This is a genomic window from Rufibacter roseolus (genome assembly GCF_017916365.1).
GTDB lineage: Bacteria > Bacteroidota > Bacteroidia > Cytophagales > Hymenobacteraceae > Nibribacter > Nibribacter roseolus.
The window spans coordinates 1,316,856-1,343,597 of record NZ_JAFMSU010000003.1 but is presented as its reverse complement, the minus strand read 5'-3'; the positions used below and the strand labels follow the sequence as shown (position 1 = coordinate 1,343,597).

The window sequence follows — 26,742 nt, the reverse complement described above, 5'->3', positions numbered from 1 at the left end:
GGTTAAAATACAGGTCTCCAAAATAAGTAAATCTTTGGGCAAGATGGCTGCCACCCCTTCTTTTTGCGTGGCCCAGTCATTATGATCCGGCGCATTGCTTACGTGTTTGAACCTAGGTTTCTTTTAATTATTCCTTCTTTCATACTGTGTTTGATAAGAGATTAGGGTTATTTAAATATTGAAACTGCTATATACTTAGAAGTGAGTATTGAGAAATACCTTTTGAGAGAAGTATTTTTGGTGTTCTGCCACTGAAGCAAGATGACAGAACAAGTAGAAGAATTGCAGTTTTCCTCCGCCTTTAAATATTTTTCTATGACAAACTTTTACAACAAAAACATGACACACGAGAATTGGCGCAAAGCCTTGGTGCTGGGATTTCTGCTCCTGGCTCTTACCTTAACTAGCTTAGCCCAAAGCAAGAAAAGCTCCTCTGCTTTCAAGAGCTACAGAAAATCCCGGTCAGAAGCCCAAGTCTCCGGTTCGGGATTACGCACCAAGACCCAGCAAAACTCCCTCCGCACCGGTACCAGAAGCAGACAGCCGCGTAATGGCCAGGAGTACTTCTGGGAAGAGAGCAACAACACCTGGCGTTTGGGCTATAACCACGCCTATACCTACAACTCGGCTGGCCTGGTTGTGGAGGAATTAGTAACGGAGGCGAACAACAGCAATTTCTCCAAATATGTGACCAAATATGACAGCCACAACCGCATCACAGAAGACCTCCAGTATTACTGGGAGGACAATGCCTGGTTGTTGTATAGCGGCTACAGAACAACCTACACCTATGCCAATGAGAAGATCACGGAAATAGTGTTCCAAAGCTACTATACCGGGGTTTGGGAACAGACCCATAGAGAAGTGTACACCTACAATACCTTAGGTTACCTTGCCGAAGTCACAGAATATGACAGAGAAAATAATGCTTGGGTAGCAGAGGAGAAAACCATAGTAGGGTACAATCAAGGAAGCAACAGACCAATTTCTTTCACTTACCAGGAGTGGGAGAGCAACGCCTGGGTGAACACAGAACGTGATATAGACCTGGTGTGGCACGACTTTGACAACGTAGACATGACCGACTTTGAGGAGTATAATTTGTCTAGCTATACCTACCAGGAATGGGCAAACAATGCTTGGGTGAATGTAGAAAAGGAGACAACCACCTACCAGGCCAACGGCAGCTACGTGCTTATTGATCAGAACTGGGAAAACGGGGCTTGGGTGAATGATAGCCGCACTACCTACACCAATGACGCCAAAGGCAATTTCACGTTAGATCAGGAGGAAGAATGGCAGGTAGACAAGTGGGTGATTACCTACGGGTTTAAGGCTGTTAACACCTACAACGCCACCGATGATCTTACCGAAGTCATTTACCAGGAATGGTCGGCAGAGCCAGGCAGCGCTACTACCGGAAGCTATAAAAATGAATTCCGAATGGTATATACCAACTTCCAGAATGTGCTTTCCTCTAAAGAAGAGTTGAGTTCGTTGGCGGCCTTGGTATACCCTAACCCTGTAGCAAGCAAATTTACCGTGAAATTGGAGAAAGCCACCGCCGCCACAGTGAAGGTGTTGAGCCTATCGGGCCAGATGTTGCTTACCTCCAACCTAACCAAGGCTTTGGGCGGGGAGGAAATCAACATTTCTGCCTTACCAGCCGGTACGTATATTCTGCAAATCCAATCCAGGTCTGGGGTTAGCACCCAGAAGATCGTGAAACGGTAAGTACTTCACCCCTGACCAGAACAGGCCCGGTTCCCAAAAGAGCCGGGCCTGTTTTTTGCACCTTTTCTGAAAACCAAGGTCAGAATCTTTTTTGTGCTCCAATGAAGCGTACCTTTAGAGCCTCTTTTAGCTAAAGCCCCTTATATGAGAACTATACTTAACATCATATTGGTTGTCCTTGTGCTTTTGGCCATAGTTGATGTGCTTTTCTTGATGATGGCCATGGCGTCTGGCCACAATATTCCATCGGAAACAACAAGTAAAGTTCATCTGACCTTCATATCCCTAGTGATTTTAATAGCACTTGTGACGTTCTTTAAAAGAAGACACGCTAGACAGAGAAACTAGTAGGTGATAAAGGACTTAATTCCTAATTCTTAATTCTCAATTAATAAAGTGGCCCGCATCAAAATAGACCTACCCGCGCATTTCTCCTTCCAGACCGAGCTGCCCATCCGGATCACCGATCTCAACTATGGCAATCACCTTGGCAACGATGCCTTGCTGAGTCTCCTGCACGAGGCACGGGTACGGTTCCTGAAAGCGCACGGCTACTCAGAAATGGACTTTGCCGGAGCCGGACTGATCATGTCTGATGTGGGCATTGTCTACAAAGGCGAGGGGTTCTACGGCGATGTACTCACCGTGCAGGTGCAGTCCACTGAGTTTAGCAAGTACGGGTTTGACTTGGTTTACCGCCTTTCTAACCAAAACGGCAAGGAAATAGCCCACGCCAAAACCGGTATGCTCTGCTTTGACTACAGTGCCCGCAAACTCCAAACAATTCCGCAGGAAGCACTGGAGCGGCTGGAAACTAAAGCGTAAGATATTTTGTACCTTTGTAGTATGAGTACCACATTGATCCCAGATATAGAGATTCTGAACCGGCAGGACATCCGGAAACTGTCTTTGGACCAACTAAAGGCCTGGATGACGGAAAATGGCGAGAAGCCGTTCCGCGCCAAACAGGTTTACGAGTGGATCTGGAAACTGACGGCTACCTCATTTTCAGAGATGAACAACATCAGTCTGCCACTGCGCGAGAAACTGGAGCGTTCCTTCACCATCAACAGCGTGGAAGTGAACACCAGCCAACGCAGCGACGACTATACCATAAAATCAACGTTCCGGCTGTTTGACGGCAACATCGTGGAAGGCGTGCTCATTCCGCATCCTAAGCGCATGACCGCCTGTGTGTCCAGCCAGGTGGGTTGCTCGTTGACCTGCTCTTTCTGCGCCACCGGCAAGATGGACCGCATCCGCAACCTCAACGCCGACGAGATCTATGACCAGGTGGTGCGTATCAAGGAACAGGCCGAGCAGCACTATGACCGCGCCCTGACCAACATCGTGTACATGGGCATGGGCGAGCCGCTTTTGAACTACGCCAATGTGATGAAGTCTATTGAGCGCATCACCGCGCCCGATGGTCTGAACATGGCGGCCCGCCGCATCACGGTAAGTACCGCCGGTATCGCCAAGATGATCAAGAAAATGGCCGATGACGGTATCAAAGCCAACCTTGCCTTGAGCCTGCACGCCGCCAATGACGTGAAACGCAACGAGATCATGCCTATCAACGAGACCAACTCGCTGGCGGCGTTGAAGGAAGCGTTGGTGTACTATCATCAGAAAACCGGCCGTAAGGTGACGTATGAGTACATTCTGCTCAGCCACTTCAACGATAACCCTGAGGATGCCCAGGAACTGCTGCAGTTCTCCAAAATCATTCCCTGCAAGGTGAACATCATTGAGTACAACCCCATTGAAGGCGGGCTGTTCCAGAAATCAGAAGATGACCGTCTGGAGCCGTTCATGCGCTACCTGGCAGACAGAGGCGTACAGGTGAACGTGCGCCGCAGCCGGGGCAAGGACATTGACGCCGCCTGCGGTCAGTTGGCCATCAAAGACAAAAAAGCAGGAGAGTAATTCTCCTGATAGAAATAACAGAAAGAGCCACCCCCTGAGGTGGCTCTTTCTGTTTTAGCCTGTTTTTAAGAAAGATCGGGTAAAACAGGTTTACAGTTGCCGCGGCGAGGTACGCAGGGCATCCCTGATCTCGGTGAGCAGCACTTCTTCTTTGGTAGGCGCGGGTGGAACATCAGGCGAAGCTGCTTTCCGGCGCTTTAGCCGGTTCATCAGTTTTACCACCATGAAAATGGCCAATGCAATGATGAGGAAGTCAATGATGCTTTGGATGAAGTTGCCGTAGTTCAGGGTGACATCTGTTAACTTCCCGTCCGGGCCCATGACTCCCTGCCGAAGCAGCAGTTTAAGGTCTTTGAAATCCACACCTCCTATCAATATTCCCAGCGGCGGCATCAGGATGTCTTCTACCAACGAGGTAACCACTCTCCCAAATGCGGCGCCAATCACAACCCCAACCGCTAAATCAACTACGTTGCCACGCATGGCAAATTCTTTGAACTCAGATGAAATTGACATAAAAGATTGATTATAGGTTAGAAAAAAGAAAAGGAAGCAGCAGCTTAGCCGTAATTAACGGGTTTTCACCACCAACGTTCCGGCTAGCTTGTCATGAAGAGCCTGCTTACGAGAGGTGAAAGCCGCCATGATATAGCCAATCAGAAAAATAAAGTAAGAGAGGTATGTAGCGCAAGACCTCAGCAGCGACCTAAGGAAGGATAATCGCTCCCCCTGTTCATCGGTTACTTTTAAGTTTAGGGCTCTTTTGCCCAAGGTTGCTTGCCAGGAGGAACTCTCCAGAGCGGACTTGTACAACAGATTGACCAAGGTGGAAACCACAAAGGAAGAGGACATGGCAGCAAATATGGCAGAGGGATTGTCCAAGTCTTCCACTACCACTGTGCCGGCTAGGAAAACGGTGCTAATAATCCAGTTAGGAATGATGAGTGCAATAGCATCAATGAGCCAAGCGACAAACCGAATCCAGAAGCCGGCGTATGCTACCGGCTCTGAAGTTTCATAAATGTCAGAGAAAAAAGAGTCTTTGGTAGTGGTGTTTTCCATAAGCGAAGGCTTAGTGTTTAGGTTGATGTGTCTAAATATAGGATTAATTCTACATTAGGTCAACACCCTTAATCCTTAAGTTTTTCTGTATCAGAAGTCTCCGGTGTCTTCGTGTGGCGCAAGGTTGCTTTAAATAGGTTTTTTTCAAAACAGACCTAAAACGGTAAAAAGAAAAAGTCCCGCTGCCTTTTGGAGAGCGGGACTTTCCTTAAAAACGGAGAAGGCTTAGAGAGCCTCTTTTTTCTCCTTGAGCATGATGGCGTCCACGTTCTTGCTCCGGATAAGCTGGTTCAGGGCCGGCAAATCCGTGGCGAAGACCTGGTTCAGCTTCTTCAACTGTTCGTCTATCTGGGCCGTCACTTCCTTCTGGAAGGCATACATTTGGTCAGTAGGGCGGAAATCACCCACCGAGGCCTGCGACGCCAGGTTAGAAAGTTTGTTGTTCAGCCTGATGGGGAAGTTCAGGGGATCCTGGCCGCTGCGGTTCTTGGTCTGGTACAGCGTTTCCTCCACTTCGGTCATCTTCTTGTTCATCGCCTTGGCGGCATCCAGCACGTCTTTCATGTCCTCGCGGCCTTGGAAGCGGGAAGTCACGCTGTTGATCTGGGTGCGGGCCTCTCGTATTTTGCTGATGGCGTCATGCGTCTCGGTGAGTTTGTCACGCACCGAGAGCAGGAACGCGTGCTGGGCTTGCAGATCTGCCAGCGGGGTTTGGCTGCGCGGGTCCTGCAGGATCACAAACTCGGTTTCCTGCGGCTGGCCGTTCACGGTGAGGCGGGCTTTGTAGGTGCCAGGCACGGCTTTAGGTCCCTGGGTACCGCCGCCCCACAGAATCATGCCCTCAAATCTGGAGGCCTCGGGGTACACCATGTTCCACACGAAGCGGTTAAGGCCATTTTTCGCCTCCAGCTTGTTCGCAGGCTCTTTGGCTTTGGTATCATATTTCCTGATCAGCTTGCCGTCTTTCTCCAAGATCTCCAGGGAAATCTTGGAGGTAGAATCCGGGGCGGTGGGCAGGTAGAAATGCACCATCACGCCGCCGGGGTGGTTCTGACCCTCAAACTTGAGGTTGGCACCGTTGCTGCCCAAGGTCCGGTAAGTAGGCATGGGTTTGTAGAGGTGGAATTTCTCCACGGCAATCTGCGGGGTGAGTTGGTGCAGCAGCGTGAGGTCATCAATGATCCAGAAGCCCCGGCCTTGGGTAGCGGCGATGAGGTTGTCGTTTTTGATGGTCAAATCTGTGATAGGCACCAACGGCAGGTTCAGGCGGAATGGCTTCCAGGAAGCACCATCGTTGAACGAAACGTACATGCCGTACTCAGTGCCGGCGTACAGCAAACCGGCTCTTTTGGGATCTACGCGCACCACCCGGGTAAAATGCGTGGCCGGAATACCGTTGGTGATCTTGGTCCAGGTCTTGCCGTAATCTGCCGTTTTGAAAAGCAGCGGCTGGAAATCGCCGGTTTTGTAGAGGGTGGCCGCCATGTACATCACGCCTTTCTGGGTAGGGTGCGGGTCCACGCTGTTGATCATGCTCCACTCTGGCAAGGCTTTGGGCGTGACGTTGGTCCAGGTCTTACCCGCATCGCGGGTCACGTGCACCAGGCCGTCATCCGATCCGGTCCAAATGACGCCTTCCTCCGCCGGAGATTCCATGGCCGCGAAGATGGTGCCGTAGTACTCCACGCTGGTGTTGTCTTTGGTGATGGGCCCGCCCGATGGTCCCAGCTTGGACTTGTCGTTGCGCGTGAGATCAGGGCTGATAACTTCCCAGCTCTGGCCTTCATTGGTGGTCACGTGCACGTGGTTAGACGTGGTGTAAAGTCTATTTGCGTTATGCGGCGAGAAGAAGATAGGGAAGTTCCACTGGAAACGGTACTTCATGCCCTCGGCGCCGTGGCCCATGGGGTTATCCGGCCACACGTTGATGGTGCGCTCAAAGCCGGTTTTGTGGTCCAGCCTGCCAATGAAGCCGCCGTAATTCCCGCCGTACACAATCTCGGGGTCTTTGGGGTTCACCGCGATGTGCGCGCTCTCTGATCCGGCGGTTTCTTCCCAGTCATGTAGCCCGATGCTGCGACCCGAGGTGCGGCTGGCAATCCTGACGGCGCTGTTATCCTGCTGGGCCCCGTAGATGCGGTAAGGGAAGGCGTTATCCGTGACCACCCGGTAGAACTGACCAGTAGGCTGATTGTCTGGGGTACTCCAGTTCACGCCGCCGTCAAAGCTCACCTGGGCGCCCCCGTCATCAGCGATGATCATGCGTTTGGGGTCTTCGGGGGCAATCCAGAGGTCATGGTGGTCGCCGTGCGGCGCGTTGTGGGACTTGAAGGTGCGGCCGCCATCCGTAGAGTGGTGGTAGCTCACGTTCATCACGTACACGCCGTCCTCATTCTGCGGATCGGCGGTAAGGCGGGTGTAGTACCAGGCCCGCTGGCGCAGGTTACGGTCTTCGTTCACCTTCGTCCAGCTTTCGCCGCCGTTCTCAGAGCGGAACAAACCGCCGTCTTCGGCTTCCACCAAGGCCCACACACGCTGGTTGTTCACCGGCGAAACCGTGACGCCAATGATTCCCAGGGTGCCTTTGGGTAAGCCGGAAGCGCGGGAGATTTCCTTCCAGGTATCGCCGCCATCGGTGCTTTTCCAGATGCCGGAACCCGGACCGCCTGAGGAAAGGCTGTAGGGCGTGCGCTGCACCCGCCAAGAGGTGGCGTACAGGTTTCTGGGGTTCACCGGGTCAATGGTGAGGTCTACCACGCCTACCTCGTTGTTCACGAACAGCACGCGCTCCCAGTTCTTGCCGCCGTCTTTGGAGCGGTACACGCCGCGCATGTCATTGGGCGCATAGATGTTGCCCATGGCTGCCGCATACACCAGATCAGGGTTCTTGGGGTGGATGCGCACGCGTGAAATGTGCTTGGAATCTTTCAGCCCGATGTGTTTCCAGGTCAGGCCCGCATCTTCAGACTTCCACATCCCAAACCCGCTGGACACGTTGCCGCGCACGGTTTTCTCGCCTTCGCCCACGTAGATCACGTTGGGATCGGCCTCGCTCACCGCCACCGCGCCAATGGAACCCCCGAAGAACTTATCCGAGATGTTTTCCCAGCTGGAACCGCCGTCTTTCGTGCGCCACACGCCGCCGCCCGTGCTCCCGAAGTAGTACAGATTAGGTTTGCCCGGTACGCCGGTCACGGTAGCGGAACGTCCGCCGCGGTACGGCCCGATGGACCGCCAGGCCATGCCATTGTATAGTTTTTCCGGATATGGATCTTGCGCAGCTTTTTTGTTTTTAGCGGTGCTGGGTTTCGGTTTTTTCTGGGCCTCAGAAGTAAGGGGAGCCAAGAGCGTCAGTCCGCCCAACAGCAGCGGAAGACACCGCCGGAAGAACCGTTGTGGTAAAGGGTGTTGCATGTTTGTTCTGTTTGCGTGGTATGAATTGGAATAGAACCTGTAAGCTACTGAAAATCGGGAACGGGCGGAACAGCCACCAGGAGTTTTTAAGCTCTTTTCTGTAAAACGGGCCTAAAACAAGGTTCAATTGCGGTGTTGGCCTAATCTTCAGAGAGTTTCGCTTGAAGACGGAAAGGTTAAATCCCGTTTCGACCTCGTTTTCTGGAAAATAGCGCTAAAACAAAAGTCCGCATTCTGGTGGTCAATCTAACCTAGGCCATGTGCCTGCCGGGCAGGGGTTCTTTAAATTTTTATATTGAAATCAAGGGAGGATTACTCTGGAATAATAGCTTCTTCTTATATTAAGTCTCCAAAAGAAACTTAACCCCATGAACCCCTCTTTCCCTTATCCTCCTATGCCCCAGGGCGGAGATGAGCGCGTGATTGCCCCCTCGGCGGAGTTTAAAAAAGAAGTTGTCAAAGTAGCCGGCGCCATTGCCTTCTTTGGGCTGGTGTATGTGGCCTTGATGGCGGCGGCCGTGGGACTGGCGGTCCTGTGCGGGTACGCGGGGGTGGCGCTGGTGCTCTTAAAGCCGGCCTTCTTCACGCTCATGATAGGTTTGGGATTGGTGGGCCTGGGGCTGATGGTGCTGTTCTTCCTGCTGAAGTTCATCTTCAAACGCAGCAAAATGGACCGCTCCGGTATGGTGGAAATCACCGAGGCGGAGCAACCGGAGTTATTCTCTTTTGTCCGGAAGATCACCCAGGAAACCCAGACACCGTTCCCCAAAAAGATTTACCTCTCTGACGATGTCAACGCGGCCGTATTCTATGATTCCAACTTCTGGAGTATGTTTCTGCCGGTGAAAAAGAACCTGGTGATTGGGCTGGGGCTGGTGAATTCAGTAAACGTCACCGAGTTTAAGGCCATTCTGGCGCACGAGTTCGGGCACTTTTCCCAACGCAGCATGAAGCTGGGTTCTTACGTGTACAACGTGAATAAAGCCATCCACAACATGCTATTTGACAACGAGGGCTACGGCAACACCCTCCGGAAATGGTCTGAGCTCAGTTGGTACTTTGCGCTGTTTGCCACGCTCACCGTCAAGATTGTGCAAGGCATCCAGTGGATCTTGCAGAAAGCCTACGTGGTGGTGAACAAACCCTATATGAGCCTGTCGCGGCAGATGGAATTCCACGCCGATTCGGTGGCCGCGTTTGTGACGGGGTCAGAGCCGCTCATCACCAGCCTGCGCCGCATTGAAGCCGCTGATATCTGCTACTCGCAACTCTTCAACCAGTATAACGCCTGGCTCCAGGAGAACCTCAAAGCCGACAACATGTATCCGCAGCACCAGGAGCTCATGCACCGCTTCGCTGCGGATTTTAATATTCCCATGGCGCACGGCCTGTTGCAGGTGAACGCCCAATCGCTGGCCCGGTTCAGCCAGAGCCGGCTGGTGATCAAAGACCAGTGGGCCTCGCACCCCAGCACCGATGACCGCGAGGCGCACCTGCTGGCCCTGAACATCCCCACCGTGCTCTTGCATGATTCAGCCTGGGTTCTGTTCCGGGGGGCGGAGCAGGTGCAGCAGCAGATGACAAATAAAATCTACGACCGCGCCAAGTTTGAGCAAGCGCCCCAAACCCTGAACCTGGCCGCTTTCACCCAGAAAATAGCTACGCAGGTGAACGAGCGGAGCCTGGACAAAGCGTACCAGGGTTTCTATGACGACCGCACCCTCAAAGCCTTCGAACTGGAAGTAGCGGAGTCCCTGGCCGGCGTGCTCCCCAGTTTCCGGTTCGAGGACCTTTTCACCGAGGCCAACTGCAAGCTTCCGGAGAAAATAAGCCAACTGGAAAGAGACCTGAACACCTCCAGACAGCTTCTCCAGGGCGAGCATGACATCAAGACTTTTGACTTCGATGGCCAGAAGTTCAGCATCAAGGAGGCCTCAACCGTGCAGGCTATCCTGGAGAAGGAACTGGAGGAAGCGCAGGCGCAGCTTGACACCCTGGATAAGCAAGTCTACCAGTTCTTTGTGCAGCAGGCGCCCACAGAAGAGAAGAAAGCCGAATTGACCGCAGCTTACCGCCATCTTTTTGCCGCCACTGCGGAAGCCGAGGAAGACACCAAACGCTACCAGCACATCTATGAAACCCTGCGCCCGGTCTTCGAGGCAGACATGTCGGTGGAAAAGGCGAAAGCCACCATGGGCGAGGTGAAACAGCAGGAAGATCCTTTAAAGGAACGGCTGCGGAACCTGCTCCAGGAACCCACCTTTGCCCGCTGCCTTACCCCAGACCAGCAAATCAAACTGGAGAATTACACCGCCAGCGATTATGCCTACTTCACCGAGGAAGGCTTTGACAACACGGCTATTTCTTCCCTCACCGAGGCACTGGATATCTTCGTGAACACGGCCTGGGAGAAATGCTTCCAGCTCAAGAAAGAAATGCTGGCCCTCCAGATTACCCTATTACCCATCCGCCAGGAAGAGTCCGTAGCCGGATTGGTGGTGTAAGCCGTTTCAAGGCTGTTTCCCTGAAAACAGCCTTGAAACGGCTGGCCCTTGCTATAAAGCAGAAAATAGCTTTTACTTAGGCTAGTATTGAAAGTGAGATAACGTTTAGGGCCTGTTTTGCAGAAAACAGGTCCTAAATGGATAGCTATAGTTTATAAACTATTTCCTCAGAGGAAAAAAGAATTCCAGTCTTGAAATCCCTGATCGGGAATGTGAATTTAAGAGTGTAGCCAGTTTTAAAGTTAATTGGCTTTGGAAAAGGAGCAAGGGTGATGACAGTACTTGATTGCATAGGGGCGGTGTCAACCAGTTTGCCTTGTTCATCATACACCCTCACATCAAAGAAACGACCAATACCATATCGGTTTGGCAAGGGCTTGCCTGTTCTTTTGTTTAGTAGAACAAAGGAGAGTGTTTGGTTTAAGGCTAATTTGTTTTGCAACAGTTTAACATGAACAGGCGGTGGTTCAATGGCCAGGAAAGCGCTTGTCTTGGTTGCGATAAGGCTTTGCCCTTGTTCTTTATACATGTAAACAATGGCAACTATAACTTCGCCAGCGGAATTGGGAGTAATATAGTAGCTGTACTCCTCCTCAGGATTCAACTGCAGTGAATCAAATTTGCCATTACGGATCACGACATCTACTAACCGGAGGCCTGCTTTCAGTATTATTTGGTTTTGCTGCTTCGCAATTAAGTGGCGTAAGGGTCTTTGCAGCGGGTAACCATCATCATGGCTAATAGAAATAGGCTTTTTTTGCCCTAACGCGAAAAAGGAATACAGGCAAAGAATGAAGATGAATGAAACTGTCTTGCCCATCTGTTTTCAGCCTTTTTTCTCCATATCGCGCAAAAGCCGCACGGTCATGTAGCCAAGCCCGACCGCCAACACGGCAATAGCCGCCCAGATCAGGATTTTGGAGCCATTACTTCTGGTTTTGACCTTAGCCGGGGCAAGTGCCTTTACAGGCTGCACCTCAACAACGGGAATGTTCTTAGGGATACTGTCCTGAAAGAACTCCAAATCATACTCCGGGGCGGTCAGTTTCTCATTCCCGAAGCGGAGGGTGTAGGTCTGGTTGGGTTCCAGCGCGGCCACCAGGTAGCGGTTGAGTTGCAGCACCTGCACGGAGTCAATGGTGAGGGGTGGATTATCGGCGTTTTCAACCTGGATGATGAGTTCCTCTACCTTTTGGCGGGGTAGATCCAGCACGGCGGGCGCATTGGAACTGAGCAGCAACGGTACGGAAATCTCCTCTAGGCGGGCCCGGCGTCTTCTCTTTCTTCGGCGCTCATACACTTTTTCCTTACCCAAGACTACTTTGCCCGGCCGGTGATACAGTTGCGGGGCCGAGATGTGAAAAGCCACCTGCTCGGGGTACACCGGTTGCCCGAATTTCAGGCGCAGGTAGGTGGTGTGGTTCTGGGTACTGTCTACACGGGAAAAGGATTGCACCGGGATGCGGGTGTATTTGCCGGCCTCTGAGTAGGTGTCATAGTAGCCGGCCTGCAGGATGTTGAGCGGGGCGCTGGCCGAGTCGTTCAGTTGGAGGCGGAAGTAGCGGTAGTCGCTCAGAGGAAAATCCAGAAGCTTGACCTCGGCGGTTTTCTGCGTGTTCTGGATGGCGTACAGCAGATCTTGTTCTTTGAGCACGTACCAATCCTGCTGGTCATCACTGCCGCTCAGGGACACCTGTTTCCGGACCTCGGCATTGCCAATGAGCAGGCTGATGTTGTTGATGCTCCTTTTCTCTGGATTGTGCACGAGCAGTTCAGACATACCGCCGGGTTTGCGGGTGTAGCGCAGAATTTGGTAGGGCTTAAACAGAGTACGGTACTGTACGGGAACCTCGGTGCGCAACAGGTAAGGGACGGCCTGTCCTTTGGGATTGAATAACCTTAGGTCCTCCAGGTTGGGTTTCGCGTGGCCGGTAACCTGCGGAGAAAGCAGAATACGGTGGTAGCCTCCTTGCGTTACGGTGGCCAGTTGGGCCTGCCAGGCAAAATCCTGCGCCTCGGCGCCCAGGACCAGCAAAAGCAATCCGCTTAAGATGAAAATCAGGTTACGCTTCATGGGAGGTGGCGTCTTGAGGGGCGGTATCACCGGCTAAGATCAGGTTCTTCAGTTTTTGGTACATAAAGGAAATCACCAGCAAGATCAAGCCTAAACAGATAAAGGCGGCGATTTTCCCTCCCCCAGACATGTCGCGCACGTCAAACAGGAAGAGTTTCAGCAGCGTGAGAAAGAACAGGGTAAGGGAGATAATCCGGAGGGTTTTGACTTTCCGGGACATGCCCACCATCATGAGTGCAAACGAGATCACGCCCCACAGAATCGGGAACCCGATCTTGCGGATGTGCCGCAAAGATTCATAGAGTTCCTCGGAAGTAGGGTGGGAGGTCAAAAGCCAGATGTGCTCCAACTCCGCGCTGAGCAGAAAAACCCCGGCCGCACTGGCTACCCAAAGACTTACTTTGCCCAACCGGCTGCTAAACCCGAACTGCTGCTGCACTTTCCGGAGGACCGCCGCCAGGAGCAGCACCAAAGAAAGCAAAGGCAGATAGTGAAACAGGAAGGCCCCTAACGTTTCATTTTGGTTGAAAAGATAGCCGTTCCGGATGTAAGTGGTAGAGGGCTGCAGGTTGGTCAAATAGCCCAGCAAAGCCACCACAGATGCTCCCATAACCAGCCAGCCATACACAGGGTTGGCCAGGCGCTGACTCCACCACAACAGCCCCAGCAGGAACAGGTAATGGAAAAAGCCCAATGCCAGCACCTGTACATCGCCGCTGAAGGTGGAATGCACCAGTTGATGTTGCAACTCTAGTAAAAGCACCAGGTACAGGAAAAGCACCAGCACAAGGCCCACGGTTTTCCGGTAGAGGCTCAGGAATCTGCCTTGGTTTGTATCAGGGTTCTCCCTACCTAAAAGCCACCAGGTACCCGCCAAAGACGCCACCGATACTACCCCGGTGATGAACAGTTTGTTCAGGAGCAGGGGCAATCCCTCGCGGGAAATAGAATAGTCCAGCCAATCCATGATAAGGCTGCCTAGCATGAGCACCAGCACCAGCACCGAGGCGTATTTCATAAGCTGAATACCGGACCGCTGCGAGAGCCACAGTAACAGCACCGCCTCCAGCGCCCAGAACAGCGTAATGTAATTGCCCTCCAACTGAATAGGCGCCGACAAGCTCAGGAAAGTGAGCACCAGCCCGATGAGCAGGTACACCAGGTTGCGGTCCACGCGTTTGCTGCGGTACAGCCCGTAAGCGAAGGCAAAGTTGAACACGCCCAGCAGAATGGTGAACAAGCCCCGGTAGCTGCCGCCGGCCAACTGAGACATCACGTACATGCCCACGCCGTAGTACAGAAATGTGTTGCTCAGCAGCATCATGATCTCGGGCCCGGTGAAGCGGCGGCGTTCCTTCACGTTGTAGATGATGGTCATCAAAAAGAACACCAGGTAAAAGAGCGTCGCGAAGACCAGCGCCCCCACGTAGGGGGGATTGGGCATGCCCTGTACCCGTGTAGCAAACCAGCTGCCGTACAGCACGATGGTGAACCCATAGGCAATAAGGTTGAGCAGGTTCCATTTCTTGAAGTACGCCAGCACCAGAATGCCCACGTTCAAAAGCAGGATAAAGACGAAGAGCACCACGTAATTCCCCTCGCCAGTACTCACCATGAACGGACTCCCGAAACCACCAATCAAGGCTAGCACGGCCAACTCCATGCGGTCATAAGCGATGGACAGGAAGATGGTGAAACCCGTGATGGCCACCATTAGCACAAATGCGACGGTCTGGCTGAAAATCTGGTACTCGTGGAACGCAATGGCGATGGTGAAGTACAGCACGGCCATGCCGCCCCCAATCAGCACCGAGCTGAAAGCCTTGTATTCTTTCCGCAGCCGATGGGCCACGCCCAGCAGGACGCCGCCCGCCAGCAACCCAATAGCCACCCTTCCAATTTCGTTTATCCAGTCCTGGTCAATGGCATACTTCACAAAGAACCCGATGCCCAGCACCAGAATGGCAATGCCCAACTTGTTGATGAGGTTCTCCCCGATGAACTTCTCCCAATCCAGCTTGCGCGAGAAGAAAGAAGGCCTAGCCGGTTCTGCTTGTTGATTTACGGCCGTATCCTCCGTTGTCGTGAAGGCTGCCACGGAAACTGGTTCTGGTTCCGTAGTAGGAGAGGCCACCTCAACCGGAGAAAGAACCGGAGGCAAAATAGGTTCTACTACCGGAGGCGCTACAGGCTGAGGCTGGGCCGGAGCAGAAGTTTCTTCTGGTGTAAAAGCGGCTTGAGTTGCGGCACCCCGACGGGCTGCAGCTGCCGCGGCATCTATGGGCGGACGTACCGTGGACCGGCTGAGCTGCTCCCGCAAACGGGCCAGTTCTTCCCGTACTTCCTGCATGTCATGACGGTGCTGCATTAAATGGTTGGAGACCCTGGTGCCAAACCAGATCGCCAGCACCACCAGCACCAAAAGCAGAAAAATCTCCATAGAAGCCCCTTATAGTCTAGGCTCTATATTACAATATAATCCTGAGAAACAAAGAGCAAGGCAGTCACCGGTGGCATGTGAAATGGGTCACAGAAATCTGGTGTGAGCCTGTTTTCTCGAAATCACCTTAAAAACGCTCCTCAACCAGCTCTTTGTTAATGGCCGCTCCAGCCATGGTACCACCAGCGGTAGCCATGAGTCGAAAACTCGCGCCAGCATTTTATATTTTGTACAACAATCAACAATCACGCAATCCTGAAAATCCTTTAAATCCCGAAAATCCTGCTCCAAACAAAAAAGGCCTCACCTTTAACAGCGAGGCCCTTTCGGCAGATTTAAAATCTTAGTTGCTTAGCCGTTGGCTTGAGCGTAGCGGCGGTTTACTTCGTCCCAGTTGATGAGGTTGAAGAATGCCGTGATGTACTCAGGTCTGCGGTTCTGGTACTTGAGGTAGTAAGCGTGCTCCCAAACGTCAAGACCCAGGATGGGAACGCCGCCACAAGAGTCAACACCTTCCATAAGCGGGTTGTCTTGGTTGGCAGTAGAGCAGATGGCAACAGAACCGCCTTCCACGGCGCAAAGCCAGGCCCAGCCAGACCCGAAACGGGTAGTAGCGGCTTTGGTGAATTCTTCTTTGAAGGCATCGTAAGAACCGAAGGCTCTGTCTATAGCCTCGGCTACCGGGCCGGTTGGGTTACCGCCGCCGTTTGGCGCCAGGATGGTCCAGAACAGGTTGTGGTTATAGAAACCGCCGCCGTTGTTGCGTACGGCTGGGGTTTTGGCCGCATCGCGCAGGATCTCTTCAATGGACTGATTTTCCTTCTCAGTCCCCTGGATAGCATTGTTCAGGTTAGTGGTATAGGCCTGGTGGTGCTTGGTATGGTGGATTTCCATGGTCTGACGGTCGATGTGCGGTTCCAGCGCATCGTACGCATACGGAAGTTGCGGAAGTTCAAATGCCATAGTTTTATGTGTTTTTAGGTTATAGAATACAATAGTTGTTCCTACATACATACTGTGCGGAACGCGCCAAAGTTAAGATTAAATTCTTTTCGCCCTGAAAAAGTCCGTCATCAATTGGGCGCACTCGTGGGCCATGATGCCGGCCACCAGTTCGGTCTTGGGGTGCAGCAGGTTCACGCCCGTGCGGCGATAACCGCGCTTCTCATCGGCGGTGGCGTAGACAATGCGTTTGAGCTGTGACCAGTAGCTGGCACCGGCGCACATGACGCAGGGTTCCACGGTGACGTAGAGGGTGCAGTCGTGCAAATATTTGTTGCCCAGGTGATTGGCGGCGGCAGTGAAAGCCAGCATCTCAGCATGGGCGGTTACGTCGTTGAGTTTCTCGGTCTGGTTGTAGGCGCGCGCGATGATCTTGTTCTGGCACACCACTACCGCGCCAATGGGAATCTCGCCCTCTTCCAGGGCGTATTGCGCTTGCTTATAGGCCTCGCGCATGAAATGTTCGTCTGAATGGATGCTTAACACAAGATGAAGTTAAAGGAAAAATCAACCTATTTCTACTGCCTGCCAGATTCTTTAGTTGTATAGAAAGCATTTCGGGCCTGTTTTCTGCAAAACAGGCCCGAAATAAAGTTATCCGCTTTCCGGCGGTTAAAGGCAGGAAATCTTATTTCACAGTGGCGCTGGCCATGACGGCACGGGCGGTTTCCTGCCATTCCTGCTGCAGTTGCACCGGCGCGTTGAAACTGAAGATGAGCATCTGGTCTTTCTGGAACGTGTACTGAATGAGCGTGTACTTGCGCACGGGCGCCATGTTGCGGCTCCGGCGCTCATCGCGCATGGTGGAGACAAACTCATACACCAGGAAATCGCGGCCGTTAATGGTTTGTTTCTCCTGGCGCAGAAACTGCACCTCGGTGAACATGCGCTGGATGGAGGCCTTGTAGAAAGGCAGCAGGATATTGATGTCGTCGGCAGGGAAAGTGCTGGGGCGCTGGTTCACGCTGATGTCCACGTTACCGTCCGGGCTGGTGTACACGCCCAGAGGCTTGCGGGCCGCCGGGTACTCGCGCGCAATGCCATCGTCTGGCATTACCTCAAAGTTCTGCGGAATAGACAGCGTCACGTTCTTGGCCACTGTCACTTTTTTGAGTTTCGGGGCGAATGCCAGCAGCAGCAAAAGGGGTAAGGCCAGCGTAAGCAGGTATTTTTTATTCATATTCTGGGTAAAGGCATCTAGGTTATGGCTAACAGCCGAATGCAAATATTGGGCCGTTAAGTTCCGGCAGAGCGCAAAGGTAGGCAGAAAGCAATTTTTATGGTGACGCCTAAACGGAAAAAGCCCAACTAAAGTAGCTGGGCATTTATCGGTTGAAGAAAACTTACTTAAAATTTAGCAAGTGGGGAAATGGAGGGGCATTTCTCCGCTTGCGGGAGTGTCTTCTGAACACTCATTCTTATTGGTGTATGAATTTTAAGAAATATTACAAGAATCCCTAATTATTTCTGTTTTTTTTAAAATACATCGATTTCGTTCCGTTGATTTTGCAAAATAACTAGAACAATTGTTCGTTTGTTTAAACAGAAATCCAAACCAGAAGGCAAACGTCTTTTTAGTTTGAATCTTAGGTTTAAGTGCCTACTTTTGCACCAAATAGCTTTATAATATGGAAACAACTGCCCCTGCTCAATATTTACCGGGAGATTATCTTCCAATAGTTATTCAATTTTTGGCGGCCCTTGGTTTTGTGGTGTTCTCTATGGTGGTGACCCACCTGATTGGCCCAAAACGCAAAAGCGCAGTGAAAAACGCCTCTTGGGAGTGTGGTATTGAATCGAAAGGCGATGCCCGTGCCCCAATTTCTATCAAATATTTCCTGATTGCCATCCTGTTTGTACTTTTTGACGTGGAAGTAATCTTCCTCTATCCTTGGGCCGTGAATTTCAGAGCCTTGGGTCTGGATGGCTTCGTCTGGATGCTCATGTTCATGGGATTGCTCTTGACCGGATTCTACTACGTGATCCGGAAAGGCGTTCTCAAGTGGGAATAGCGTCAATAATCGTCGCGAAGGCGGCAAACTTTTACAAGCGATAACGTGTTCAGAAAGAGGCCGGTTTTTGGCCTGTTTTTCTGAAACCAAGCGAAAAAGACTCATGAGCGATAACAATAGCAATTTAACCATGGTAGACGCCCCAGAAGGGGTAGAAGGAACCGGCTTTTTCGCCACTTCCCTGGAGAAAGTAGTAGGTCTGGCCCGTAAGCACTCTTTGTGGCCGTTGCCGTTTGCTACCTCCTGCTGCGGTATTGAGTACATGGCTACCATGGGCTCGCATTATGATATTTCCCGTTTCGGGTCTGAGCGCCCAAGCTTCTCACCCCGTCAGGCCGATTTGCTGATGGTGATGGGTACCATTGCCAAGAAAATGGGTCCGGTGGTGAAACAGGTGTACGAGCAGATGGCTGAGCCCCGTTGGGTGATTGCCGTAGGTGCCTGCGCTACCAGCGGTGGTATCTTTGACTCATACAGCGTGTTGCAAGGCATTGACCGCATTGTACCGGTAGACGTGTACGTGCCTGGTTGCCCGCCACGCCCTGAGCAGATTCTGGATGGCTTGATGCGCATTCAGGACCTAGCCGAGAACGAGTCGCTCCGCCGCCGGAACTCCCCGGAATATCAAGCATTACTGGCTTCTTACAACATTAAATAAGGCATGGCCGAACTAACCAACGAACTGCTGGTGCAATCGCTGCAAGAGAAATTTGGCGACCAGTTGTTTGATATCCATGAGCCTTACGGGCTTGTGACCGTGACCACTACCCGGGAAAACATCATCCCAATGCTGCAAGCCTTGTATGATGATGCCTTCCTGCAATTCCAGTTCCTGACCACTATGTGCGGTATCCATTACCCAGATAACAAGGGCCAGGAATTAGGCGTTATTTACCACCTGCACAGCCTGGTGCACAACGTGCGGCTGCGTATCAAAATCTTCTTCCCTGAGGATGATGCCGTGGTGCCTACCGCTACCAACCTGTACGCCACCGCCAACTGGATGGAGCGCGAAACCTTTGACTTCTACGGCATCCGCTTTGAAGGGCACCCCAATCTTATCCGCATTTTGAATGTGGAGGAGATGGAGGCGTTTCCTATGCGTAAAGAGTTTCCGCTGGAAGACCAGACCCGCGAAGACAAGATTAATACCTTCTTCGGAAGATAAACCTTATAAGCGCCAACGGCTTTGTTCACAGGACAAGGCCGCCGGCGTTTCTGCTTACTACTAAGTTCCCACATGGAGTTAGCCAAACAGAATACACAGATAGTTACCCCAGATTCCTACATGCAGGAGCTCACCACCCTGAATTTAGGACCTACGCACCCCGCCACGCACGGTATCTTCCAGAACATCCTGCAAATGGATGGCGAGAAGATTGTGTCCGGCGTGCCGACGATTGGGTACATTCACCGCGCCTTCGAGAAAATCGCGGAGCGACGTAACTTCTATCAAATCACCCCGCTCACTGACCGCATGAACTACTGCTCCTCACCCATCAACAACATGGGCTGGTGGATGACGGTAGAGAAGCTGTTAGGCGTGACCGTTCCCAAACGTGCCGAGTACATCCGGGTAATCGTGATGGAGTTGGCCCGTATCGCCGACCACTTGATTTGTAACTCAATCCTGGGGGTAGATACCGGAGCCTTCACGGGTTTCTTGTACGTTTTCCAAGAAAGAGAGAAAATCTACGAAATCTATGAGGAGATCTGCGGTGCCCGCTTAACCACCAACATGGGTAGAGTAGGCGGCATGGAGCGTGATTTATCCCCGGTAGCTATCCAAAAAATCAGAGATTTCCTGCGTGACTTCCCTAAGGTATTTCGCGAGTTTGAAACCATGTTCAACCGTAACCGGATCTTCATTGACCGGGTGGAGAACGTGGGACCTATCACCGCCGAGCGCGCCTTGAACTACGGCTTCACCGGTCCTAACCTGCGGGCCGCGGGCGTGGATTATGATGTGCGTGTCATGAACCCTTACTCTTCTTACCAAGACTTCGATTTCGAAATTCCGGTAGGCACCAAGGGCGATACCTATGACCGCTTCATGGTTCGTAACGAGGAAATCTGGCAGAGCTTGCGCATCATCCAGCAAGCCATGGACAACCTTCCTGAGGGTCCGTTCCACGCTGATGCGCCTGAGTTTTACCTGCCGCCAAAGCAGGAGGTGTACCGCAACATGGAAGCCTTAATCTATCACTTCAAGATTGTGATGGGTGAGATTGATGCTCCAGCTGGCGAAGTGTATCACTCAGTGGAAGGCGGAAATGGTGAGCTTGGTTTCTATTTAGTGTCTGACGGAGGCCGCACGCCGTACCGTTTGCACTTCAGAAGACCTTGCTTCATCTATTACCAGGCCTATCCAGAAATGGTGGTGGGCACACAATTGTCAGATGCGATTGTAATCCTTTCTTCCATGAACGTGATTGCCGGCGAGCTGGACGCTTAAGCCATTCTTATTAGAAACAGATTATTCCAAGCCTGCCATAAGGCAGCTTTATATACTACCGACCATTGACCAAATGGATCAAACAGCAAGCGTAAATCAAGTACAGTTCTCGGAAGGGGCCATGGCTGAAATCCGGCGCTATCTTTCCCATTATCCCGCTGACCGTCAGAAATCAGCCATTTTACCTATCCTGCACATCGCGCAAGCGGAGTTTGGCGGCTGGGTGAGCCCCGAGGTAATGGATAAAGTGGCCGAGATCCTGAACATCCAACCCATAGAAGTATACGAGGTAGCCACCTTCTATACCATGTTCAACCTGAAGCCGGTAGGCAAGCACGTGCTGGAAGTATGCCGCACGGGCCCTTGCATGCTGCGGGGTTCTGACCAACTCATTGAGCACTTGGAGAACCGTCTGGGCTGCAAAGTAGGCGAGACCTCTGCCGACGGAAACTTCACCTTGAAAACTGTGGAATGCCTGGCCTCTTGCGGCACGGGCCCAATGTTGCAGGTGAGAGAACAATTTTACGAGAACTTGGATGCCGCCAGCGCTGACCAGATGCTGGAAGACCTGAAAGCCTTAACCGTAAGGAAACCATGGGAAGAAAATTATTAACTGAACATATCAACGTTGAAGGCATTCACACCTTTGACGTGTACCGCAAGCACGGCGGCTACGCCTCCGTAGAGAAAGCTTTGAAAACCATGTCCCCCGAGGAAGTGGTGGAAGAAGTGAAAGCCTCAGGCTTAAGAGGCCGGGGTGGTGCCGGATTCCCTACCGGGATGAAGTGGAGCTTTTTGGCCAAACCAGAAGGCAAGCCCCGCTACTTAGTATGCAACGCCGATGAATCAGAGCCGGGTACTTTCAAAGACCGGTATTTGATGGAGAAACTACCGCACCTGTTGATTGAGGGGATGATTACCTCTAGCTACGCGCTGGGTGCCCGTACCTCTTATATTTACATCCGCGGGGAGTTGTTGTACGTGCTGCGCATTCTGGAAAAAGCCATTGCTGAAGCCTACGCGAACGGTTTCTTGGGCGAGAACATCTTAGGAAGCGGTTATTCATTGGACTTGCACGTGCACCCAGGTGGTGGCGCGTACATCTGCGGCGAGGAAACAGCATTGTTGGAATCTCTGGAAGGTAAGCGTGGTAACCCAAGAAACAAGCCTCCTTTCCCGGCGGTTTGGGGTCTTTACGGCTGCCCAACTGTGGTGAACAACGTGGAGTCTATTGCTACTGTTCCGTGGATTATCACCAACACCGCTGCTGAGTACGCGAAATTCGGTATTGGACGTAGTGCCGGTACGAAACTGATTTCTGCTGGTGGTAACATCAACAAGCCAGGCGTGTACGAGATTGAGTTGGGTGTTCCTGTAGAGGAATTCATCTACTCAGACGAGTACTGCGGTGGTATCTGGAAAGGCCGTGACATGAAAGCAGTTATTGCCGGAGGTTCTTCCGTTCCGATTCTACCGAAAGAGTTAATCCTGAAAACCGCGGCCGGTGAAGATAGATTAATGACGTACGAGTCGCTTTCTGACGGAGGTTTCGCCACGGGTACCATGCTGGGTTCCGGCGGGTTCTTCGTGATGGATGACCAGACTTGTATCGTGCGCCATACCTGGACCCTGGCCCGTTTCTATCACCACGAGTCCTGCGGGCAGTGCAGCCCGTGCCGTGAAGGAACCGGTTGGATGGAGAAAGTATTGCACCGCATTGAGCACGGCCACGGCCACATGCACGACATCGACCTATTGGTAAGTGTTGCCAAGCAGATAGAAGGTAATACTATCTGTCCATTGGGTGATGCCGCTGCTTGGCCAGTTGCCGCCGCCGTTCGTCACTTCCGCGAGGAGTTCGAGTGGCACGTGAAACATCCGCAGGCAGCTACGGCTCCCGGCGCGGTGTTCAACAAAGCTGAATCTGTATTAGCATAAATTATTGTTTCAGGCCTGTTTTAGAGAAAGCAGGTCTGAAATATACATTCCCGGTAAGTCCCCCTTTGAAGGGGGTAGGGGATGACAAAGAAGCTAGAAGAACCGAAAACAAGCGCTAAAAGCGAATGGGAAACGATTCTCGGGAATGCAAATATCAGCACGAGTAATCATCCCCCTACCCCCTTCAAAGGGGGACGAAATGCGTGAAGCTGGTTCTTACTAAAAGCTAAAATCAATTGCCGTTTAGAGGCCGTTTTTCTGAAAAGAGGCCCTAAGCAGAAATACATATAAATAGCCTGTTGCTGTGTGTCAAGAACAATTGACAACCAGCAATCAACAATAAATTTAACATGGTAAAAATAACGTTTGATGGCATAGAGGTGGAGGTAGAGGAAGGAACTACCATCCTCAACGCAGCCCGTAAAATCGGCGGCGAGGTGGTGCCCCCAGCCATGTGCTACTATACCCCTTTAAAAGGAACCGGCGGGAAATGCCGCGCCTGTATGGTGAAAGTGGCAGCCGGTTCTGCGAAAGACCCGCGCCCGATGCCTAAATTGGTAGCGAGCTGTATCACTCCGGTACAAGACGGCATGGTGGTGGAAAACACGACTAACCCAGATGTACTAGCTGCCCGCAAAGGAGTGGTGGAGATGCTGTTAATCAACCACCCACTGGATTGCCCTATCTGCGACCAGGCCGGGGAGTGTGATTTGCAGAACTTCGCCTACGAGCACGGAACGTCCGGTACCCGTTACGAAGAAGAGCGCCGTACTTTTGACAAAATTGACATCGGTCCGTTGGTGCAACTGCACATGACGCGTTGCATCTTATGCTACCGCTGCGTGTACACCGCCGACCAGTTAACCGAGAAGCGTGTGCATGGTGTGTTAGGCCGTGGCGATGCTGCGGAGATTGGAACCTACGTTGAAAACATCATTGATAACGAGTTCTCTGGGAACGTCATTGATGTGTGTCCGGTAGGAGCCTTGACTGATAAAACCTTCCGTTTCAAAAACCGGGTGTGGTTCACCAAACCGGTAGATGCGCACCGCGATTGCCCTACTTGCTCCGGTAAAGTAGTGTTGTGGATGCGTGGTAACGATGTGTTGCGCGTAACGGCCCGCAAAGACGAGTACAACGAGGTGCAGGAGTTCATCTGTAACACCTGCCGCTTCGACAAGAAAGACCCGAACGACTGGACCATTGAAGGACCGCGCAAGATTGCCCGCACTTCGGTGATTTCTGCTAACCATTATGAGTTACCGGTGCTGAACGTAGACGTGATTCCGAACTTACCAGGATCCACCGAAGAAGACTTACAATCCACTCCTTTTAACCTAGGAAGACAAGTATAATGGAGCTATCCTTATTATTAATCAAAGGGCTCATCATCTTTGCCGTTTTCGGTATTACGTTGCTGATTGCCACTTACTCCACCTACGCTGAACGGAAAGTGGCAGCCTTCATTCAGGACCGTGTAGGCCCTAACCGTGCCGGTCCGTTTGGTTTGGCGCAGCCATTGGCAGATGCCGTGAAGCTCTTCTTCAAAGAGGAGTTTGTACCGGCTAACGCAAACAAGTTTTTGTTCATTGCCGGTCCATCTCTGGCCATGTTAACGGCCTGTATGTCCAGCGCGGTAATTCCGTTTGGCGGTACCTTAATCATTGGCGGCGAAGCTATTCACTTACAGGCCATTGAGGTGAACATCGGGATTCTGTACGTGTTCGGGATTGTGGCTTTGGGCGTGTACGGCATCATGATTGGGGGCTGGGCTTCCAACAACAAGTTCTCCTTGTTAGGTGCTATTCGGGCGGCTTCCCAGAACATCAGTTACGAGCTGGCCATGGGTATGTCTATCATTGCCTTGTTGCTGGTAACCGGTACGCTTTCTATGCGTGACATTGCCGCGCAACAAGGACAGGAGCTGTTTGGGGTGTCTGGGTTGAACTGGAACATCTTCTATCAGCCGGTAGGCTTTTTGATTTTCATCATCTGTGCCTTCGCCGAGACCAACCGCGTTCCTTTTGACTTACCTGAGTGCGAGACAGAGCTGGTAGGTGGGTACCACACCGAGTATAGCTCCATGGGTATGGGCTTGTACCTGTTCGCAGAGTACGTGAACATCTTCGTAGCCTCGGCGGTAATGGCAACCCTTTACTTTGGCGGGTACAACTTCCCGTTCATGAACCAATTAGGTTTGCCGCACAACTTGGTGACCATCCTGGGAACGGTAGTGTTGTTCGCTAAAATCTTCTTCTTCATCTTCTTCTTCATGTGGGTACGCTGGACCTTGCCGCGTTTCCGCTATGACCAGTTGATGAACCTGGGCTGGAAAATCTTGATTCCGTTGTCCATCGCCAACGTGATTATCACCGGCGGAGCCATTCTGTTAAAAGCAGAGTTGTTCTAAGCACCCTATGAGTAGGAGAGGAGTGTACGCTCCTCTGCCCATCTTTTAAAGAGTATAAGAGACATGCAATCACTTAGTAATAGAGCGAAAAAGCTGGAGAAGAAACCCATGAATTTTTCCGAGAGAATGTATCTTCCGGCAATTTTCCAGGGTTTGTCTATCACCATGCGTCACTTCTTCAAGAAGAAGGCGACCATTAAATACCCAGAAGAAACCCGCCCGATGAGTGCGGTGTGGCGTGGTTTGCACGTGTTAAAGCGTGACGAGAAAGGTAGAGAGCGTTGCACGGCCTGTGGTCTGTGTGCCGTGGCGTGTCCGGCTGAGGCCATTACCATGGTAGCCGGTGAGCGCAAGCGGGGCGAGGAGCATCTGTACCGCGAGGAGAAATATGCGATTAGCTACGAGATTAACATGTTGCGTTGCATTTTCTGCGGCCTGTGCGAAGAAGCTTGCCCTAAGGCGGCCATCTTCCTGCAGAACGACAAAGTGGCTCCGGCCCGTTACGAGCGCGATGAGTTCATCTACGGCAAAGACCGTCTGGTAGAGCCCATGCCTATTCAAAACCAATAATTCTCCGCAGCAAGCGCACATCATCCTAAACCATTATGACGGGTAATTTCTTTTACTTTCTCACTTTCTTAACGCTGTTCGCGGCCATTGGGGTAGTTGCCTCTAAAAACCCGGTGTACAGCGTTCTGTTCATGATTCTGACGTTCTTCGCCTTAACCGGACACTACATTCTGTTGAATGCCCAGTTTCTGGCGGCGGTAAACTTCATTGTGTACATGGGCGCCATCATGGTGTTGTTCCTCTTCGTGATTATGTTCCTGAACATGCGCGAAGACACCGAGCAGCACAAGCCTTTGCTGAGCAAGATTGCCGCGGCCATTGCCGGTGGTATCTTGTTTGTGGTAATGATTGCCGCTTTGAAAGACGTAGACACCCAAATGAAAGCTACTGCTGTGTTTGACTCGCAGATTGGAATGGTGGAGAACCTGGGGAAAGTGCTTTTCAGAGATTACCTGTTGCCGTTTGAGTTGGCATCGGTGTTGTTCCTGGCGGCTATGGCCGGCGCCGTGATGCTGGGCAAGCGCGAGCCGGGTGAGCAAAATAGATTCTAAGTCTCTTGCAAGAGGCTGAAAAAGGACAGCTATCCACGTTGTCCTTTTTTATTGCCATGGCTGCAAGCTATTTCAAGGCTGATTTTCTGAAAACCGGCCGAAAACAGGATTGCAGCTGTGGCAGGAAGTTAACCGTTTAAGAGGCATTTTCTCTAAAATAGCCCTGAAACGCCAAAAGAAGAGTACAGGCTGCCTGGTAGAGGGTGGCTTTTCATATGGTTTTACCAAAAAATGGGAATAACTTTGGGCACTGTTGTCAAGCGCGTCCAACGCTTATTTCACCAACGTATTTATCATGAATGATATTCCTGAGGTCATAAGGACCATCCCGCTGAACTATTACCTGTATTTCAGCACCGCTCTTTTCTGTATCGGGATTATTGGGGTTCTCACCCGCCGCAACGCCATCATCATCTTTATGTGCATTGAGCTGATGCTCAACTCGGTGAACCTGTTGCTGACGGCTTTCTCGTCTTATCGCTCAGACCCCAACGGGCAGATTTTCGTGTTCTTCATCATGGCGGTGGCTGCTGCCGAGGTGGCCGTGGGCTTGGCCATTATTGTGATGATTTACCGGAACGTGCGCTCCACAGACATCAACATCCTGAACAAATTGAAATGGTAAGGCGGGTTTCCTGCTCTACTGA

General features: G+C 51.8%; 25 protein-coding genes. 16 read left to right on the top strand and 9 right to left on the bottom strand.

Features of this window, described 5'->3' with window-relative positions:
• Positions 1–339: 339 nt before the first annotated feature.
• The 3 genes from J3P35_RS21415 (at position 340) to rlmN (ending at position 3,663) form a co-directional block, all read left to right on the top strand.
• Positions 340–1,734 carry a T9SS type A sorting domain-containing protein gene (locus tag J3P35_RS21415; RefSeq protein WP_210466746.1) on the top strand — a complete coding sequence of 465 codons (1,395 nt, stop codon included), beginning with the start codon at positions 340–342 and terminating at the stop codon, positions 1,732–1,734.
• Positions 1,735–2,130: 396 nt separating this feature from the next.
• Entirely contained in the window at positions 2,131–2,559 is a 429-nt protein-coding gene (locus tag J3P35_RS21410) for an acyl-CoA thioesterase (protein ID WP_210466745.1), read from the top strand.
• A gap of 21 nt (positions 2,560–2,580) precedes the next feature.
• The gene (rlmN, locus tag J3P35_RS21405) at positions 2,581–3,663 is read left to right on the top strand and encodes a 23S rRNA (adenine(2503)-C(2))-methyltransferase RlmN (protein ID WP_210466744.1); all 1,083 of its coding nucleotides are present in this window, start codon (positions 2,581–2,583) and stop codon (positions 3,661–3,663) included.
• A gap of 90 nt (positions 3,664–3,753) precedes the next feature.
• Here the strand turns inward: rlmN and mscL are convergent, their stop codons facing one another.
• The 3 genes from mscL to J3P35_RS21390 form a co-directional block, all read right to left on the bottom strand.
• Positions 3,754–4,179 carry a large-conductance mechanosensitive channel protein MscL gene (gene mscL, locus J3P35_RS21400; protein WP_210466743.1) on the bottom strand — a complete coding sequence of 142 codons (426 nt, stop codon included), beginning with the start codon at positions 4,177–4,179 and terminating at the stop codon, positions 3,754–3,756.
• 54 nt (positions 4,180–4,233) lie between these two features.
• Entirely contained in the window at positions 4,234–4,725 is a 492-nt protein-coding gene (locus J3P35_RS21395; RefSeq protein ID WP_210466742.1) for an RDD family protein, read from the bottom strand.
• Between the two features lie 225 nt (positions 4,726–4,950).
• Positions 4,951–8,139 (bottom strand): WD40/YVTN/BNR-like repeat-containing protein, encoded by a 3,189-nt coding sequence (locus J3P35_RS21390; protein WP_210466741.1) that lies wholly within the window; start codon positions 8,137–8,139, stop codon positions 4,951–4,953.
• 368 nt (positions 8,140–8,507) lie between these two features.
• Between J3P35_RS21390 and J3P35_RS21385 the strand changes: the two genes are divergently transcribed.
• Entirely contained in the window at positions 8,508–10,643 is a 2,136-nt protein-coding gene (locus J3P35_RS21385) for a M48 family metallopeptidase (RefSeq protein ID WP_210466740.1), read from the top strand.
• Positions 10,644–10,788: 145 nt separating this feature from the next.
• On the opposite strand, the gene J3P35_RS21380 is transcribed toward J3P35_RS21385, so the two are convergent.
• Genes J3P35_RS21380 through J3P35_RS21370 form a run of 3 tightly spaced genes read right to left on the bottom strand, consistent with a single transcriptional unit; the run spans position 10,789 to position 15,157 of the window.
• Positions 10,789–11,463 carry a hypothetical protein gene (locus tag J3P35_RS21380; protein ID WP_210466739.1) on the bottom strand — a complete coding sequence of 225 codons (675 nt, stop codon included), beginning with the start codon at positions 11,461–11,463 and terminating at the stop codon, positions 10,789–10,791.
• Positions 11,464–11,469: 6 nt separating this feature from the next.
• Entirely contained in the window at positions 11,470–12,717 is a 1,248-nt protein-coding gene (locus J3P35_RS21375) for a DUF3999 family protein (RefSeq protein ID WP_210466738.1), read from the bottom strand.
• Positions 12,707–15,157, bottom strand: coding sequence for a DUF2339 domain-containing protein (locus J3P35_RS21370; protein ID WP_246850405.1), 2,451 nt, complete (start codon positions 15,155–15,157; stop codon positions 12,707–12,709). The genes J3P35_RS21375 and J3P35_RS21370 overlap by 11 nt, the downstream gene beginning before the upstream one ends.
• A 194-nt stretch (positions 15,158–15,351) precedes the next feature.
• Between J3P35_RS21370 and J3P35_RS21365 the strand changes: the two genes are divergently transcribed.
• On the top strand, positions 15,352–15,504 hold the full coding sequence (locus J3P35_RS21365) for a hypothetical protein (protein ID WP_210466737.1): 153 nt from the start codon (positions 15,352–15,354) through the stop codon (positions 15,502–15,504).
• Positions 15,505–15,508: 4 nt separating this feature from the next.
• Here J3P35_RS21365 and J3P35_RS21360 read toward each other — a convergent pair whose 3' ends face one another.
• The 3 genes from J3P35_RS21360 to J3P35_RS21350 all read right to left on the bottom strand — a co-directional run bounded on the left by J3P35_RS21360 (position 15,509) and on the right by J3P35_RS21350 (position 17,339).
• Complete coding sequence (locus tag J3P35_RS21360; protein WP_210466736.1) at positions 15,509–16,120, bottom strand: superoxide dismutase; 612 nt, start codon at positions 16,118–16,120, stop codon at positions 15,509–15,511.
• A gap of 78 nt (positions 16,121–16,198) precedes the next feature.
• Positions 16,199–16,645: a nucleoside deaminase gene (locus tag J3P35_RS21355; RefSeq protein WP_317195414.1), complete on the bottom strand. Its 447-nt coding sequence runs from the start codon at positions 16,643–16,645 to the stop codon at positions 16,199–16,201.
• Between the two features lie 142 nt (positions 16,646–16,787).
• A complete protein-coding gene (locus tag J3P35_RS21350) occupies positions 16,788–17,339 on the bottom strand; it encodes a hypothetical protein (protein ID WP_210466735.1) in 552 nt (183 codons plus the stop codon).
• A 448-nt stretch (positions 17,340–17,787) separates the two neighbouring features.
• On the opposite strand from J3P35_RS21350, the gene J3P35_RS21345 reads away from it, so the two are divergent.
• The 11 genes from J3P35_RS21345 (at position 17,788) to nuoK (ending at position 26,720) form a co-directional block, all read left to right on the top strand.
• A complete protein-coding gene (locus J3P35_RS21345) occupies positions 17,788–18,171 on the top strand; it encodes an NADH-quinone oxidoreductase subunit A (protein ID WP_210466734.1) in 384 nt (127 codons plus the stop codon).
• 103 nt (positions 18,172–18,274) lie between these two features.
• Entirely contained in the window at positions 18,275–18,829 is a 555-nt protein-coding gene (locus J3P35_RS21340; RefSeq protein ID WP_062543819.1) for an NADH-quinone oxidoreductase subunit B, read from the top strand.
• Positions 18,830–18,832: 3 nt separating this feature from the next.
• Positions 18,833–19,339, top strand: coding sequence for an NADH-quinone oxidoreductase subunit C (locus J3P35_RS21335; RefSeq protein WP_210466733.1), 507 nt, complete (start codon positions 18,833–18,835; stop codon positions 19,337–19,339).
• Positions 19,340–19,411: 72 nt separating this feature from the next.
• Complete coding sequence (gene nuoD / locus J3P35_RS21330) at positions 19,412–20,626, top strand: NADH dehydrogenase (quinone) subunit D (RefSeq protein WP_210466732.1); 1,215 nt, start codon at positions 19,412–19,414, stop codon at positions 20,624–20,626.
• Positions 20,627–20,747: 121 nt separating this feature from the next.
• Positions 20,748–21,239, top strand: coding sequence for an NADH-quinone oxidoreductase subunit NuoE family protein (locus J3P35_RS21325; protein ID WP_246850403.1), 492 nt, complete (start codon positions 20,748–20,750; stop codon positions 21,237–21,239).
• The gene (gene nuoF / locus J3P35_RS21320) at positions 21,221–22,564 is read left to right on the top strand and encodes an NADH-quinone oxidoreductase subunit NuoF (RefSeq protein ID WP_149092016.1); all 1,344 of its coding nucleotides are present in this window, start codon (positions 21,221–21,223) and stop codon (positions 22,562–22,564) included. The genes J3P35_RS21325 and nuoF overlap by 19 nt, the downstream gene beginning before the upstream one ends.
• Positions 22,565–22,914: 350 nt before the next feature.
• The gene (locus J3P35_RS21315; protein ID WP_210466730.1) at positions 22,915–23,919 is read left to right on the top strand and encodes a 2Fe-2S iron-sulfur cluster-binding protein; all 1,005 of its coding nucleotides are present in this window, start codon (positions 22,915–22,917) and stop codon (positions 23,917–23,919) included.
• The gene (gene nuoH / locus J3P35_RS21310; protein ID WP_210466729.1) at positions 23,919–24,974 is read left to right on the top strand and encodes an NADH-quinone oxidoreductase subunit NuoH; all 1,056 of its coding nucleotides are present in this window, start codon (positions 23,919–23,921) and stop codon (positions 24,972–24,974) included. The genes J3P35_RS21315 and nuoH overlap by 1 nt, the downstream gene beginning before the upstream one ends.
• Before the next feature lie 108 nt (positions 24,975–25,082).
• The gene (locus J3P35_RS21305) at positions 25,083–25,544 is read left to right on the top strand and encodes a NuoI/complex I 23 kDa subunit family protein (RefSeq protein ID WP_210466728.1); all 462 of its coding nucleotides are present in this window, start codon (positions 25,083–25,085) and stop codon (positions 25,542–25,544) included.
• 35 nt (positions 25,545–25,579) lie between these two features.
• Complete coding sequence (locus J3P35_RS21300; protein ID WP_062543827.1) at positions 25,580–26,095, top strand: NADH-quinone oxidoreductase subunit J family protein; 516 nt, start codon at positions 25,580–25,582, stop codon at positions 26,093–26,095.
• Between the two features lie 295 nt (positions 26,096–26,390).
• The gene (gene nuoK, locus J3P35_RS21295) at positions 26,391–26,720 is read left to right on the top strand and encodes an NADH-quinone oxidoreductase subunit NuoK (protein ID WP_062543829.1); all 330 of its coding nucleotides are present in this window, start codon (positions 26,391–26,393) and stop codon (positions 26,718–26,720) included.
• The last annotated feature ends 22 nt before the right edge of the window (positions 26,721–26,742 follow it).